The sequence below is a fragment of the Amycolatopsis sp. NPDC003676 genome (assembly GCF_053587275.1).
On record NZ_JBSFNS010000032.1, the window covers coordinates 1 to 14,488 of the forward strand.

Genomic DNA, 14,488 nt, shown 5'->3' on the forward strand with positions numbered 1-14,488 from the left:
GTCGTCGTGGATGCGGGCCAGCGCGGCGAGCTTGCCGGGGTGCGCGGCCGCCGCGTCCGCGGCCAGGTCGGCCGCGACGAACGCGACGTCCGCGCCCCCGGAAAGCACTCGGTTGAGGTTGTCGCGCGATCCCTGGGTGGCGAGTACCTCGGGCGTCTCGATGCCGAGTTCGCCCGCCCACGACGATGCCAGCGGCCCGGCGAGGTCGTGGTAGACGCCGCCCACCGACCCGGCCGCGACGCGCAGGTGCAGGTTCGCGAAGCTCGGCCCGCACCCGCTCAGCAGCACCGTCAGCACTGCCAGCGCCAGCGTCAGCCTCCATCGCATGGGGCGATGGTGCCAGAGGTCAGCCGGTGACGTCGGTCAGGCTGGTGCCCATCCGGATCTTGCTGAACCACTGCGTCGCCGTTTGGTCGGCCTCGTGGTAGACGCCCCACTTCAGATAGTTGCGGTCCCCGTCGATCGTGGTGCCGGTGTAAGTGGTCGACCCGTCGGAGAACGTCTGCTGCTTGCCGTCGAACCAGAACTGGATGGTGCCCTTGGTCCGGTCAGTCGAAATCCGGAAGGCGATGTCGTGCCACTGGTCGTTCGAGACCGGCGCTTCCCAGAGCTTGACGCTCGTGTGGTCGACGGTCCATTCCTCCAGCTGGAGCTTGCCGCCGGAGATCTTGAGGACGATCGGGTGGTTCGCGGTGCCGGTGCTCGGGCTGCATTTCAGCTGGAACACGTACCGGCTGGTGGAGTCGGTGATCCGGTACTTCGACGACCAGCCGAGGTAGAAGGTCTTGCCCGCTTCGAGGTCCGGGCCGACCGCCTCGCAGCGTTCCTCCTTCGCGAGCTGCTCGGCGACGAACACTGTGCCCTTCACGGAGTCCGCGGTCTTGAAGTGGCCGTCGGCGCACTGGACCGAGTTGAACGCCTTGGCCCCGTCGGCCGGGTCGGCGGACCAAGTGACCGAGCGGGGAGCCGGGGCCGCGGTGACCGGGGCGGCCGCCAATGCCGCGACGGCGAGGGCGCTCGCGACAGCAGCCGCGGAGCAGGCGAAAACCTTGCGCACTTTTCCTCCAGAGCGGCGGCGGTCCGATTCGGAAACAATGGCGGTGATCTTATCTTCGGGAGTGTGCGGAAAACAATAGGAAAATTCCGGCGGCATTGTTCTGCGATGGCCGGTTCGGTGCATTTCCGTTCCCGGTCAACGGCACATTTCCCGATTAACGGAATGCCAGGTGAGCCAGGTCGCATAACGTCCGCGAGGCGGGTGCCGGGTCCGGCGTCGGCTCCGGGGTTTAGTCTGGACGGCGATGAACGCGAAAACGTACCAGATCCGCACGTTCGGCTGCCAGATGAACGTGCACGACTCCGAACGGCTCGCCGGGCAGCTCGAGGAAGCCGGCTACGTCCCCGCTTCCGCGCTGGCGAAGCCGGATCTGGTCGTGTTCAACACCTGCGCCGTGCGGGAGAACGCGGACAACAAGCTCTACGGCACCCTCGGGCACCTCCGCCCGGACAAGGTCGCCAATCCGGACATGCAGATCGCCGTCGGCGGCTGCCTCGCGCAGAAGGACCGCGGCGACATCGTCAAGCGCGCGCCGTGGGTCGACGTCGTCTTCGGGACGCACAACATCGGCTCGCTGCCGACGCTGCTGGAGCGCGCGCGGCACAACGCCGAGGCCGAGGTCGAAATCCTCGAATCGCTCGAGACGTTCCCGTCCACGCTGCCCGCGCGCCGCGAATCGTCCTACGCGAGCTGGGTGTCGGTTTCGGTCGGCTGCAACAACACCTGCACGTTCTGTATCGTGCCGTCGCTGCGCGGCAAGGAGCGCGACCGCCGTCCCGGCGAGATTCTCGCCGAGGTCGAGGCGCTGGTCGCCGAGGGCGTGCTCGAGGTGACCCTGCTGGGCCAGAACGTGAACTCCTACGGCGTCGAATTCGGCGACCGGCTCGCGTTCGGCAAGCTGCTGCGCGCCACCGGCGGGATCGACGGACTGGAGCGCGTGCGGTTCACCTCGCCGCATCCGGCCGCGTTCACCTCGGACGTCATCGACGCGATGGCCGAGACGCCGAACGTCTGCCACCAGCTGCACATGCCGCTGCAGTCCGGTTCGGACCGGGTGCTGCGCGAGATGCGCCGGTCGTACCGGTCGACGCGGTTCCTGAACATCCTCGACGAGGTGCGCGCCAAGATGCCGGACGCCGCCATCACCACCGACATCATCGTCGGCTTCCCCGGCGAGACCGAGGAAGACTTCCAGGCGACGCTCGACGTCGTGCGCGCCGCGCGGTTCTCCAGCGCGTTCACCTTCCAGTACTCGAAGCGCCCCGGCACGCCCGCCGCGGAGATGGCGGAGCAGCTGCCGAAGGAGGTCGTGCAGGAGCGCTACGACCGGCTGGTCGAGCTGCAGAACGAGATCTCCTGGGAAGAGAACCGCAAGCTGGTCGGTCGCCGGGTCGAGCTGCTGGTCGCCGCGGGCGAGGGCCGCAAGGACGCGGAGACGCACCGGATGAGCGGGCGCGCCCGCGACGGACGGCTGGTGCACTTCACGCCGTCCGGTCCGGCCGTCGACCGCTCGGTCCGGCCGGGCGACGTCGTGGAGACGGTGATCAGCTACGGCGCGCCGCACCACCTCGTCGCCGACGGCGACCTCCTGACGCATCGCCGCACGCGAGCGGGCGACAACGCCGAAGCCGGTCTTCGGCCCAAGACGAGCGGGGTCACCCTGGGACTGCCGGGCTTCGGAGCCCCGGCGGCGCAGCCGGCCCCGGTGAGTGGGTGTGCAGGATGAGCGAACCGGGAACGCCGGCCGAGGTCGACCGGCGACTCAGCGACGAGATCGACGACGCGGGCCGCCGCGCCGCGCGCACGGTCGAGCTGGGCAGGCGCGGTTTCACCATCTCGGTGCTGATCTTCGTGCTGCTGGTGGCCCAAATCCTGCCGTGGGCCCAAGGCCACGCGGGCTGGGAGACGGTGGCCGGCCAGGCGGGCGGCGTCCCGCAGCTGTTCGCCGTGACGTCCACCGGCGTCGGCGTGTTCATCGGCGCGGTCGCGCTCGTGTCGCGCCGCTGGTGGATCGCGTGGTGCTGCGCCGCGGGCGGCTGGTTCGCCTCGGTCGACGGCCTGCTGGCGATCTGGTCGCAGCAGTCCGCGCACGCCAGCGGAGCGGCAGGCGACGGTCCGGGAATCGGGATGATCGTGGCGTGGATCGCGACCATCATCCTGGCGACGCTCTGGATGCGGACGGCGTTCTCGCGCGACTGAACCAAGCGAACGCGAAAAGGGCCGGTACCCAGCGGTACCGGCCCTTTCGCGTACAGCTCAGCGATCGGCGACCGCGGCTTCCGCGGCCTCCATCCATTCCCGCCACTGGGCGGCCTGCTCGTCGGCCTTCTTCGCCCGCCGCTCGTCCCCGGCGGCCCGCGCTTTCGCGGCCTGCGATTCGAACTGCTCGACCCGCTCCCGGAACTGCGCGGCACGCGCCTGCGCCTCCGGGTCGGTGCGGCGCCAGCGGCTGTCCTCGGCCGACTTCACCGCGTCCTGCACGGCCTTGAGCCGTCCGTCCAGCTCGCGGATGCGTTCGCGCGGGACCTTGCCGATCTCGTCCCACTGCTCCTGGATCCGGCGCAGCGCCGACTTGGCCGCCTCGAGGTTGGCCGCCACGTCGATCTTCTCGGCCTCGACCAGCAGCTCTTCCTTGCGCTGGGCGTTGCCGGCGAACTCCGCGTCGCGCTCGGAGAACACGGCCGAGCGGCGGGCGAAGAACGCGTCCTGCGCCGCGCGGAACCGCTGCCACAGCGCCTCGTCGCTGTCCTTCGGCGCGCGCCCGGCGGCCTTCCATTCGGCCATCAGGTCCTTGTACCGGCCGGCGGTGGCGCCCCAGTCGTCCGAATCGGCGATCGACTCGGCCTCGGCGATCAGCTCTTCCTTGCGCTGCTTCGCGCTCGCCCGCTGCTTGTCCAGTTCGGCGAAGTGCGAGCCGCGGCGGCGGTTGAACGCCTCGCGCGCCTTCGAGAACCGCTTCCACAGCTCGTCGTCGGTCTTGCGGTCGACGCCCTTGACCGTCTTCCACTCGTCGAGGATCGCGCGCAGCCGGTCGCCCGCGGCCTTCCACTGCGTGGAATCGGCGGCGATCTTCTCCGCCTCGTCGGCCAGCGCCTGCTTGCGCGCGACCGCCGCGGCCCGGGCTTCCTCGCGCTCGTGCTTGACGTTGACCAGCGCCTTCTCCGCCAGCCCGATCACGAACTCGAGCCGCGCGGCGAGCGCCTTCAGGTCGCCGACCACGGCCGCCTCGCCGAGCCCGTCGCGGATCTGGGTGGCGCTCGAGAGCGCGTGCTTCGGGTCGCCCGCCCCGGAGTTCAGCCGCGTTTCGAGCAGTTCGACCTCGGTGCGCACGTCGTCGAAGCGGCGCGCGTAGTGCAGCAGGCCTTCCTCGGGCGTGCCTGCCTGCCAGACCCCGACCTCGCGTTCGCCGTCGGCGGTGAAGACGTAAACGGTGCCTTCCCCGTCGACCCGGCCCCAGGTGGCGGGGGCGGGCTCGGCGGGCGGCACCGGAGGCGCGGCATGGCCGGCGCCGTGCGCGTGCGGCACCGGGTGCGGTGCCGGGGTGCCGGGGGACGTGTTCTCCTGGGCCATCGCAGGCTCCTTATCGCCTGTACGCCCGCGGCTGCGGGCGCCCCGCCGCGTGAGCGGGGCCGGGTTACGCTGTTGTCGTGCTCTGCCGGGGGCATGGGGCCCCAGCGGCATTCAAGCAGCTCAGCGCGCGCCGTGGTACTGGATGAGCCGCCTGAAAGCGTTGATCCTACTTCTCCTTGACGCTCCGTGCCCGCGTCCATCCCCGGCCGGGTAGCGTTTCGCGGCGTGATCAGCCCTGCTCAACAGCCCCGTCCGGTGGCTGTCGTCGGCCCCACCGCCACCGGGAAGACGGCGCTGGCCGTCGAGCTCGCGCTGGCGCTGGACGGCGAGGTGGTGAACGCCGACGCGCTCCAGCTCTACCGGGGCATGGACATCGGCACCGCCAAAGCGACTGTGCAAGAGCGGCGAGGGGTCCCGCACCACCTGCTGGACGTACTCGACGTGACCGAGACCGCGTCGGTCGCCGCCTATCAGCGTGATGCCCGCGGCACGATCGAGCGGATTCTCGACGCGGGCCGGGTTCCGGTGCTGACTGGCGGATCCGGGCTGTATGTGCAGGCGGTCCTGGACGACCTCCGTTTCCCCGGCACCGACCCCGCGGTGCGCGCGCGGCTCGACGAAGAGGCCGCCGAATTCGGCACCGCCGCGCTCTACACCCGGCTGGGGGAGCGCGACCCGGTCGCGGCGGCCGCGATCCTGCCCACGAACACTCGCCGCATCGTGCGCGCGCTGGAGGTCATCGAGATCACCGGCGAGCCGTTCTCGGCGAATCTGCCGAAACCGGGTCCGGCGCGCTGGGACACCGTGCTGATCGGGGTCGACCGCGAGGTCGCCGAGCTGGACGAGCGCGTCGACCTGCGGGTGGAGCGGATGTTCGAAGGCGGTCTCGTGGACGAGGTGCGCGCGTTGCTCGGTCGCGGTTTACGGGACGGGAAGACCGCTTCCCGGGCGCTCGGTTACCAGCAGGTGCTGGCCGAGTTGGACGGCGAAGGAGACTTCGCGGCGGCAGCGGCGGCGACCGCGCAGGCCACTCGCAGGTTCGTGCGGCGGCAGCGTTCGTGGTTCCGGCGGGACAAGCGGATCCAGTGGTTCGACGGCGGATCGGCGGACCTGGCTGCGCGGGTCCTCGCCGCGCTCGACCAGTAGCCTGGAGGCATGGGCGGCATCGAATTCCTCAAGGGCCACGGCACGCAGAACGACTTTGTGCTGCTGCCTGACGCGGCCGGCCGCCTGGACCTCACGGCGGAGCGCGTGGCGGCGCTGTGCGACCGGCAGCGGGGCATCGGCGCGGACGGCGTGCTGCGCGTCGTGCGCGCGAAGGCGATCGGCGAAGAATCGGCAGGCGAGTGGTTCATGGACTACCGCAACGCCGACGGTTCGATCGCCGAGATGTGCGGCAACGGCACCCGCGTTTTCGCGCGCTACCTGGTCGACGCCGGGCTGGCCGAGGAGGGCGAGTTCGTCATCGGCACCCGCGCGGGCGACCGGCCGGTCGTCGTGCACCCGGACCGTTCGGTCACCGTCCAGATGGGCCCGGCGGCGATCACCGGCACGTCGGTCACCGTGGTGGCCGGGCAGCCGTTCTCCGGGGTCGCGGTCAACGTCGGCAACCCGCACCTGGTGTCGGTCACCGACACCGACATCGCCGGCCTCGACCTGCGCGACCAGCCCGATTTCGACCACGATGTGTTCCCGTCCGGGGTCAACCTGGAGTTCGTCAACGTGCTCTCCGAAGGCGCGCTGCGGATGCGCGTCCACGAGCGCGGCGTGGGGGAGACGCGGGCCTGCGGCACCGGCACGGTCGCCGCGGTGGCCGCCGCGCTGCACCTCGCGGGCAAGGACACCGGCGAGTCCACAGTGGACATCCCGGGCGGCAGGGTGTCGGTCACGGTCGGGCGCGGCGAATCCACGCTGACCGGACCGGCCGAGATCGTGGCCCGCGGCGAGCTGGACGAAGCCTGGTGGCTCGCCGCGGGCGCTTGATCAGCTGATCGTCACCGCCACCGAAAGTTCGCCTTCCCGGGTGGCCACGGTGTTCACCACCCCGGCGATCCGCACGTCCTCGGCGACTCCGGCGAAGCCTTCGAGCACGTCGGCCGGAGCGGTGACCGACAGCGTCTCGACGGCAGTCCGCATGGAGACCTTCGCGTCGGTTTTGGCCCGGCGCACGGCAGCGATCACCGAACCGGCCAGCGGCAGCAGCGTGGCGTCCCCGTCGGTGTCCGGCACGGTCGGCCAGGACGACTGGTGCACGGAACCTTCCTGCCACCACGACCAGATCTCTTCGGTCGCGAACGGCAGCACCGGCGCGAACATCCGCACCAGCGCGGACAGCGCCGTCCGCAGCGCCACCTGGGCTGATTCAGCCGCCTCCGCGCCGACGTCGCCGTACGCGCGGCCCTTCACCAGCTCCACGTAGTCGTCGCAGAACGTCCAGAAGAACGTCTCCGTCACCTGCAACGCACGCGCCTGGTCGAGCGCCTCGAACGCGGCCGTCGCCTCCTCGATCACCTTCGCCAGCGCGGCGAGCACGGACCGGTCCAGCGGCTCCGTGGCGACCGATTCCGGTTTTGGAGTTCCGAGGCCGAGCACGAACCGGCTCACGTTCAACAGCTTCGTCGCCAGCCGTCGCCCGACCTTCATCTGGCCCTCGTCCACCGCCGTGTCCACGCCTGGCCGAGCGCTCGCCGCCCAGTAGCGCACCGCGTCGGAACCGTGCCGTTCCAGCAGGTCAGCCGGGGTGACGACGTTGCCGACCGACTTGGACATCTTCTTGCGGTCCGGGTCCAGCACCCAGCCGGAGATCACCGCGTCCCGCCACGGCAGCACGCCTTCCTCCAGTTCAGCGCGGACCGCGGTGGAGAACAGCCAGGTGCGGATGATCTCGTGCGCCTGCGGCCGCAGCGAGAACGGGAACACGCGGCGGAACAGGTCGTCGTCGATGCTCCAGCGCCCGGCGATCTGCGGCGTCAGCGACGACGTCGCCCAGGTGTCCATCACGTCCGCCTCGGCGACGAACCCGCCCGGAACGCCGCGCTGCTCCTCGGCGTAGCCCGGCGGAACGTCGGTGCTCGGGTCCACCGGCAGGCTCGCGTCGTCGGGGGTGAGCACCGCGTCGTGGTCCGGCTCGCCGTCGGCGTCCAGCGGGTACCAGACCGGGATCGGCACGCCGAAGAACCGCTGGCGGCTGACCAGCCAGTCGCTGGTCAGGCCCTCGACCCAGCTGCGGTAGCGGACCTCCATGTGCGGCGGGACCCAGTTCAGCTCCTCGCCGCGCGCCAGCAGTTTCGCGCGCAGAGCGTCGTCGCGGCCGCCGTTGCGCAGGTACCACTGGCGGCTGGTGACGATTTCCAGTGGTTTGTCGCCCTTTTCGTAGAACTTCACCGGATGCGTGATCGGCCTCGGCTCGCCGCGCAGCGCGCCCGCCTCCCGCAGGAGGTCCACCACGATCTGGCGTCCAGTGTGGACAGTCTTGCCCGCCAGCGGCTCGTACGTCTCGGCCGGAACGCCGTGCGGCGGCTCGGAGCGGAACCGGCCGTCTCGGCCCAGCACCGGACGCGTTTCCAGCTGCAGCGCGCGCCACCAGGTGACGTCCGTGGTGTCGCCGAAGGTGCACACCATCGCGATGCCGGTGCCCTTTTCCGGATCCGCGAGATGGTGCGCGTGCACCGGCACCTCGACGCCGAACACCGGCGTGCGCACGGTCTTCCCGAAAAGGCCTTGGTACCGCTCGTCATCCGGATGCGCGACGAGCGCGACGCACGCGGGCAGCAGCTCGGGCCGCGTCGTCGAGATCAGCACTTCGCCGTCATCCGCCGTGAAGACGAGATCGTGATACGCGCCCGGCCGTTCGCGGTCTTCCAGCTCCGCCTGGGCAACGGCGGTGCGGAAGGTGACATCCCACAGCGTCGGGGCTTCGGATTGGTACGCCTCGCCGCGCGCGAGGTTGCGCAGGAACGCGCGCTGCGAGATTTCCGTGGTCGCCGGGTCGATGGTCTGGTACGCCAGCGTCCAGTCCACCGAAAGCCCGATGCTCCGCCAGACCTCCTCGAACACCTTCTCGTCGGTTTCGGTCAGTTCAAGGCACAGCTCCACGAAATTGCGCCGCGACACCGGAATCGCGTTCTTGCCGGGCTTTTCCGGCGGGGAGAACGACGGGTCGTAGGGCAGCGACGGCTCGCAGCGCACGCCGAAATGGTTCTGCACGCGGCGTTCGGTGGGCAGGCCGTTGTCGTCCCACCCGACCGGGTAGAAGACCGAACGGCCGCGCATCCGTTGGTAGCGCGCCAGAACGTCGGTGTGCGTGTAGGAGAAGACGTGCCCGATGTGCAGCGAACCGCTCGCGGTCAGCGGCGGCGTGTCGATCGAGTAGACGTCCGGGCGCGCGCGGTCGAACCGGTATACGCCTTCGCGTTCCCACACCGGTACCCATTTGGCGGCAAGGCCGTCGACGCCGACTTTGTGCGGGATCTTCTCGTTCATGCCCGCACTTTACGGGGCGGGTACAGCGATTTCCCCGCCCGTCGGCAGGTCGCGCATGCGCCGCAGCGGCGAGCAGATCACCCACAGCGCGCCCGCGACCGGACCGGCGGTCCCGATCCACAGCGCGCCGGTGAGCCCGAGCCATTCGCCGAGCCCGCCGCCCAGCAGCCCGCCGAGCGGCAGCGCTCCCCAGACGACGAACCGCACGCTCGCGTTCATCCGGCCCAGCAGCCGGTCCGGGGTGATCGCCTGGCGGTAGGAGACCTGCGCGATGTTGTAGAGGATGACGCCGAACCCGAACGCGGCCATGCCCAGCCCGGTGACCACGATCCGCCAGTCCGGCCCGGCGAACAGGACCAGGATCCCGCCCGGCCACAACAGCACCGGGACCAGCCAGATCGACCGCGCCTGCCCGATCTTCCGGACGATCGGCCCGGCGCACAGCGCGGCCGCGATGCCGCCGATGCCGCTCGCCGCGAGCAGCCCGCCGACCTCGGCCGGTTTCAGCCCGGCCGTGCGGGTCAGGAACAGCACCTCGACGGCCTGCACGACCCCGTTGAAGAAGTTCGACGTGGCGGTGCAGGCGACGATCGCGCGCAGCGGCCGGTCGGCGGCGACGAACCGCAGGCCTTCGAGCATCTGCGGCACCAGGCGGTCGTGTTCAGTGCGCTCCGGGCGGGTTTCAACCGTGCGGATACGCCACAGGCACAGCGCGGACGTGAGGTAGCCGAGCCCGGTGAGCAGGACAGTGCTGGCCGCGCCGACGAATTGCACGAGCACGCCGGCGAGGCTCGGTCCGGCGATCTGCGCGGACGACTGCACGCCCTGCAGTTTCGCGTTGCCTTCGAGCAGCTTTTCGCGGCCGACCAGCGCGGGCAGATACGCCTGGTAGGAGACGTCGAAGAACACCGTCGCGAACCCGACGAGCAGTACGACCACCAGCACCTGCGCCATCGTGAGCACGCCGGCCCACCACGCGAACGGGATGCTCAGCAGCAGGATTCCGCGGACCAGGTCGGCGGCGAGCATGAGCGGCCGTTTGCGCATCCGGTCCACCCACACTCCCGCGGGCAGGCCGACGACCAGGAAGCCGAGCGTCTCGGCCATGGTCAGCAGGCCCATTTCGAACGGCGTGGCGGCCAGCGTGACCGCGGCGAGCAGCGGGATGGCGGTGATGCCGACGAACATCCCCAGCTGGCTCGCCGTGTCCCCGGCCCACAGCCTGCGGAAGTCGGCGTGGAAGAACAACGAGTCTCGACGCACCCGATCGAGTGTTGTCCAGTGATTGGAAAGAGTCAATCACTTTGTCTAGGCTGCTCGGATGCCGCTGAACCGACGTCCCTCCACCGAAGCCGAGGTCGCCGCGCTCGCGTCCGGAATACGGCTGCGCATCATCCGGTTGACCACCTTTGAAGCGATGACGAACAAGGAACTGGCGGAGCGGCTCGGCCGCGACCCGGCGACCACGCTGCACCACGTGCGACGCCTGGTCGACACCGGTTTTCTCGTCGCGCAGGAGCCGCGGCGCGGCGCGCGCGGAGCGAAGGAGATCCCGTACCTGTCCACCGGGCTTTCCTGGCAGCTGGACCACAGCGACGCGGACCCCGTGATGGTCAACGAGGCCATGTTCGAGGCCTATCTGGCCGAGATGGCCGAGGCCGACCTGGCGGAGACGGAGACGACCCGGCTCGTGGTCCAGGTGGGCGCCGAGGACGTCGCGGAGTTCAAGCGGCGGCTCGACGGATTGCTCGAAGAATTCAAGGCCAGGCCGCGTGATCCGGCTTCGGAACGCACGGCGCTGTACATCTCGGTTTATCCCAGCAGGTAATCCGTTCGGCTCCCACGCCGAAACGTGGGACCATGGAGGCACGATGACAGAACAGACACACGAAGACTTTTACGACGACAACGACCCCTACGACCCCTCGGTCGGGGAGATGGAGCTCGAGGACCGCGCGTCACTGCGTCGGGTCGCGGGCCTCTCCACCGAGCTCGAGGACATCACCGAGGTCGAGTACCGGCAGCTTCGGCTGGAGCGCGTTGTGCTGGTCGGCGTGTGGACTGAAGGCACCGCCCAGCAGTCCGAGGCGTCGCTGGCCGAACTGGCGCGACTGGCCGAGACAGCCGGCTCGGAGGTGCTCGAAGGCATCGTCCAGCGGCGGCAGAAGCCCGATCCGGCGACCTACGTCGGCTCCGGCAAGGTGCGCGAGCTCCGCGACATCGTCGTGGCGACCGGCGCCGACACGGTGATCTGCGACGGCGAGCTTTCGCCCGGCCAGCTGCGCCAGCTGGAGGAGAAGGTCAAGGTGAAGGTGATCGACCGGACCGCCCTGATCCTCGACATCTTCGCCCAGCACGCCCGCTCCAAGGAGGGCAAGGCGCAGGTCGAGCTGGCCCAGCTGCAGTACCTCGTCCCGCGGCTTCGCGGGTGGGGTTCGGCGCTGTCCCGGCAGGCCGGTGGCCGCGCGGGCGGCGCGAACGGCGGCGTGGGCCTGCGCGGACCTGGTGAAACGAAGCTGGAGACGGACCGGCGGCGGATCAGCAAGCGCGTGGCGAAGCTGCGCCGGGAGATCGCCGCGATGGACACCATCCGCGAGACCAAGCGCGGCAAGCGCGTGGCCAACGAGGTGCCGAGCGTGGCGATCGTCGGCTACACCAACGCCGGCAAGTCGAGCCTGCTCAACGCCCTGACCGGGGCCGGGGTGCTGGTGGAGGACGCGCTGTTCGCCACCCTCGACCCGACCACGCGCCGGGCGCAGACGGCCGACGGGCGCACGTTCACCCTCACCGACACCGTCGGGTTCGTGCGGCACCTGCCGCACCAGCTGGTGGACGCGTTCCGCTCGACGCTGGAGGAGGCGGCCGACGCCGACCTGCTCCTGCACGTCGTGGACGGTTCCGACCCGGCTCCCGAAGACCAGGTCAACGCGGTGCGCGAGGTGCTCGCCGAGATCACCCGCAGCCGCAAGGAGCCGCTTCCGCCGGAACTGCTGGTGATCAACAAGGCCGACGCGGCCGACGACGTCACCCTGGCCCGGCTGCGGCACGCGCTGGCCGGTTCGGTGCAGATCTCGGCGCGCACCGGTTCGGGCGTGGCCGACTTGGCTGAGGTGCTGGCCGAGCGGCTGCCGCGCGCGGAAACGGTGATCGACGTGCTGGTCCCGTATGCGCGGGGCGAGCTCGTGTCGCGGGCGCACGCGGAGGGCGAGGTGCTGGAAGAGGAGCACGTCGCCGACGGCACGCGCCTGCAGGTGCGGGTCCGGCCGGACCTCGCCGCGGCTCTGCGGGCGTTCGAGACCAACGCCTCGGCGCTCTGAACGTCTTCCGTAGTGCACGGCCCGAGCGGGTCGTGCACTACGGAGGTGAACTGGTGCGGGTCGTCCTGGCACTGACGGCTGTCCTGATGCTCGCGGGCGCTGTCCCGGCTGTGGCGGCTCCTGCTCCTTCGCCGGAGACGCTGTGCCAGGTCACGGACAAGCGCCTGAACGAACTGTCCGGCCTGGTTTCCGACGGTGAGCATTGGTACGCCATCAACGACGGCGGCACCAAGGTGCAGGTCTTCGTCCTGGACCGGAAATGCCAGGTCAAGGACGTCCTGACCGATCCGACGGACCCGTACGACGTCGAAGATCTCGCTCGAGGCAAAGACGGCACTCTCTGGCTTTCGGACACCGGCGACAACCGCGCGAAACGCGAAACAGTCGCCCTGCTGGAGCTGAAACCGTCCGGCGGCGCTGCGGTCGTGCATCGCCTGACCTATCCGGACGGTCCGCACGACACCGAAGCCCTTGTCCTGGACCAGTCCGGCACGCCGTTCCTGGTGACCAAGGACCTGCTGGGCACTTCCAAGGTCTACAAGCCGTCGGGTCCGCTGGCGACTCCCGGCCCGACGAAACTGGAGCAGGTCGGCACTCTGCGCGTCCGCAGCACCGACACCCCAGGCGGTCCGGTCGGCTCGTTCGGTTCGGCGCTGATCACCGGAGGCGCGACCAGCGCGGACGGCAAAGTCATCGCCCTGCGCACCTACACGGACGCGTACCTGTACGCGGCCCCGGACGGCGACGTCGCGGCAGCGCTGCAACGAGAACCCGTGCGGATTCCGCTGCCGAACGAAAAGCAGGGCGAAGCGATTGCGTTCGAACCGGACGGCACGCTGCTGTCCGCGAGCGAAGGCGTCGGAGAACCGGTGCGGGCCATCAAGAACGCGACCGCCTTGGTCACCGCGAAAGCGCCCGCGCCGAAGCCTGGCGGTGCCGCCACCCCGCAGCCAGCCGCGGAAGACGCTGGCAGTTTCCCGCTCATCCCCGCCGCTGGTGTTGCTGCGGTTGTCGTTCTCGCCGCCTGGTTCCTGTTGGCGCGGAAACGCCGTCGCTCCTGACCCGGCTCGCAACCGCAACGCCCGCTGGCGAACTTCGCCGTCAACCGAAACCTCAGGGTCCGGGCTAGGGCTCGTGAGTGGCTGCGCCGGTTCTCACCGGCACAGCCACTCACGAGACGCGGGTGAGCGAGCCGGTCAGAGACGGCGCAGAACCGCCACGACCTTGCCCAGGATCGACGCGTCGTCGCCGGGAATGGGTTCGTACGCCTCGTTGTGCGGCATCAGCCACACGTGCCCGTCCTTGCGCTTGAACGTCTTCACCGTGGCCTCGCCGTCGATCATCGCGGCGACGATGTCCCCGTTCTCCGCGGCGGGCTGCTGCCGGACGACGACCCAGTCGCCGTCGGTGATGGCCGCGTCGACCATCGAATCGCCGGTGACGCTCAGCAGGAACAGCTCGCCCTCGCCGACGATCTCGCGCGGCAGCGGGAAAACGTCCTCGACGGCCTGTTCGGCGAGCACCGGACCGCCTGCCGCGATCCGCCCGACCAGCGGCACGTACGCCGCCTTCGGGACGGACGGCTGCTGGTCCATGTCGATGCCCATCGGATTGTCGTCCGTGGACGCGAGCACGCCCACCGCGCGCGGCCGGTTGGCGTCCCGGCGCAGGTAGCCCTTGCGCTGCAACGCGCGCAGCTGGTGCGACACCGACGACGTGGACGTGAGCCCCACCGCCTCGCCGATCTCGCGCACGCTCGGCGGGTAGCCGAAGCGGCTCACCCACGTGCGGATGACGTCGAGCACTTGCTGCTGGCGGACGGTCAGCGTCTCGTCCACGTCGTACACCTCCGGCATGGCGCTCACCTTCCCCGTGCTCTCGTGGCCGGATTCGCGCGCGGATCGTGCGGACGCCTTGCCTCGTGAGGCCGTTTTGGCCCCTTTCGCCGCGGTGCCCTTCACCGTGTCCTTCTCCAACGCTGCGTCGCCTCCAGCCGTCCCGCGGCCGCCGTGTCGGCGTCCCGCGCGTGTCCGCGTGCGCCGGTCCGGGATCCGCGTTTTCC

Annotated in this window: 13 protein-coding genes; 7 read left to right on the forward strand and 6 right to left on the reverse strand. The window is 70.2% G+C overall.

Features of this window, described 5'->3' with window-relative positions:
* A partial coding sequence (locus ACWDNU_RS20305; RefSeq protein ID WP_449670025.1) for a TAXI family TRAP transporter solute-binding subunit occupies positions 1 to 327 on the reverse strand: 327 nt, incomplete at its 3' end.
* 19 nt (positions 328 to 346) lie between these two features.
* On the reverse strand, positions 347 to 1,057 hold the full coding sequence (locus ACWDNU_RS20310) for a heparin lyase I family protein (protein WP_449670026.1): 711 nt from the start codon (positions 1,055 to 1,057) through the stop codon (positions 347 to 349).
* 244 nt (positions 1,058 to 1,301) lie between these two features.
* On the opposite strand from ACWDNU_RS20310, the gene miaB reads away from it, so the two are divergent.
* On the forward strand, positions 1,302 to 2,783 hold the full coding sequence (gene miaB, locus ACWDNU_RS20315; protein WP_449670027.1) for a tRNA (N6-isopentenyl adenosine(37)-C2)-methylthiotransferase MiaB: 1,482 nt from the start codon (positions 1,302 to 1,304) through the stop codon (positions 2,781 to 2,783).
* Positions 2,780 to 3,256 (forward strand): Rv2732c family membrane protein, encoded by a 477-nt coding sequence (locus ACWDNU_RS20320; protein ID WP_449670028.1) that lies wholly within the window; start codon positions 2,780 to 2,782, stop codon positions 3,254 to 3,256. Before miaB ends, ACWDNU_RS20320 begins: the two co-directional genes overlap by 4 nt.
* Positions 3,257 to 3,313: 57 nt before the next feature.
* Here the strand turns inward: ACWDNU_RS20320 and ACWDNU_RS20325 are convergent, their stop codons facing one another.
* Positions 3,314 to 4,627 (reverse strand): DUF349 domain-containing protein, encoded by a 1,314-nt coding sequence (locus tag ACWDNU_RS20325; protein WP_370939091.1) that lies wholly within the window; start codon positions 4,625 to 4,627, stop codon positions 3,314 to 3,316.
* A 225-nt stretch (positions 4,628 to 4,852) separates the two neighbouring features.
* On the opposite strand from ACWDNU_RS20325, the gene miaA reads away from it, so the two are divergent.
* Positions 4,853 to 5,773 carry a tRNA (adenosine(37)-N6)-dimethylallyltransferase MiaA gene (gene miaA / locus ACWDNU_RS20330; RefSeq protein WP_449670029.1) on the forward strand — a complete coding sequence of 307 codons (921 nt, stop codon included), beginning with the start codon at positions 4,853 to 4,855 and terminating at the stop codon, positions 5,771 to 5,773.
* Positions 5,774 to 5,782: 9 nt separating this feature from the next.
* Positions 5,783 to 6,610, forward strand: coding sequence for a diaminopimelate epimerase (dapF, locus tag ACWDNU_RS20335; protein ID WP_449670030.1), 828 nt, complete (start codon positions 5,783 to 5,785; stop codon positions 6,608 to 6,610).
* On the opposite strand, the gene valS is transcribed toward dapF, so the two are convergent.
* Entirely contained in the window at positions 6,611 to 9,109 is a 2,499-nt protein-coding gene (valS, locus tag ACWDNU_RS20340; protein ID WP_449670031.1) for a valine--tRNA ligase, read from the reverse strand.
* Between the two features lie 9 nt (positions 9,110 to 9,118).
* Positions 9,119 to 10,372 (reverse strand): MFS transporter, encoded by a 1,254-nt coding sequence (locus ACWDNU_RS20345; RefSeq protein ID WP_449670032.1) that lies wholly within the window; start codon positions 10,370 to 10,372, stop codon positions 9,119 to 9,121.
* A gap of 58 nt (positions 10,373 to 10,430) precedes the next feature.
* Here ACWDNU_RS20345 and ACWDNU_RS20350 point away from each other — a divergent pair, with 58 nt between their 5' ends.
* Genes ACWDNU_RS20350 through ACWDNU_RS20360 form a run of 3 tightly spaced genes read left to right on the forward strand, consistent with a single transcriptional unit; the run spans position 10,431 to position 13,487 of the window.
* Entirely contained in the window at positions 10,431 to 10,937 is a 507-nt protein-coding gene (locus ACWDNU_RS20350; RefSeq protein WP_449670033.1) for an ArsR/SmtB family transcription factor, read from the forward strand.
* 43 nt (positions 10,938 to 10,980) lie between these two features.
* Entirely contained in the window at positions 10,981 to 12,426 is a 1,446-nt protein-coding gene (hflX, locus tag ACWDNU_RS20355; RefSeq protein ID WP_449670034.1) for a GTPase HflX, read from the forward strand.
* Between the two features lie 53 nt (positions 12,427 to 12,479).
* On the forward strand, positions 12,480 to 13,487 hold the full coding sequence (locus ACWDNU_RS20360; RefSeq protein ID WP_449670035.1) for a hypothetical protein: 1,008 nt from the start codon (positions 12,480 to 12,482) through the stop codon (positions 13,485 to 13,487).
* Positions 13,488 to 13,622: 135 nt separating this feature from the next.
* Here the strand turns inward: ACWDNU_RS20360 and lexA are convergent, their stop codons facing one another.
* Positions 13,623 to 14,282 carry a transcriptional repressor LexA gene (gene lexA / locus ACWDNU_RS20365; protein WP_037810096.1) on the reverse strand — a complete coding sequence of 220 codons (660 nt, stop codon included), beginning with the start codon at positions 14,280 to 14,282 and terminating at the stop codon, positions 13,623 to 13,625.
* Between the last annotated feature and the right edge of the window lie 206 nt (positions 14,283 to 14,488).

Bases quoted from the DNA above. Each gene is read 5' to 3' on its own strand.
- miaB (WP_449670027.1), top strand. From the start codon at position 1,302: ATGAACGCGAAAACGTACCAGATCCGCACGTTCGGCTGCCAGATGAAC.
- ACWDNU_RS20320 (WP_449670028.1), top strand. From the start codon at position 2,780: ATGAGCGAACCGGGAACGCCGGCCGAGGTCGACCGGCGACTCAGCGAC.
- ACWDNU_RS20325 (WP_370939091.1), bottom strand. From the start codon at position 4,627: ATGGCCCAGGAGAACACGTCCCCCGGCACCCCGGCACCGCACCCGGTG.
- dapF (WP_449670030.1), top strand. From the start codon at position 5,783: ATGGGCGGCATCGAATTCCTCAAGGGCCACGGCACGCAGAACGACTTT.
- valS (WP_449670031.1), bottom strand. From the start codon at position 9,109: ATGAACGAGAAGATCCCGCACAAAGTCGGCGTCGACGGCCTTGCCGCC.
- ACWDNU_RS20350 (WP_449670033.1), top strand. From the start codon at position 10,431: ATGCCGCTGAACCGACGTCCCTCCACCGAAGCCGAGGTCGCCGCGCTC.
- hflX (WP_449670034.1), top strand. From the start codon at position 10,981: ATGACAGAACAGACACACGAAGACTTTTACGACGACAACGACCCCTAC.
- lexA (WP_037810096.1), bottom strand. From the start codon at position 14,282: ATGCCGGAGGTGTACGACGTGGACGAGACGCTGACCGTCCGCCAGCAG.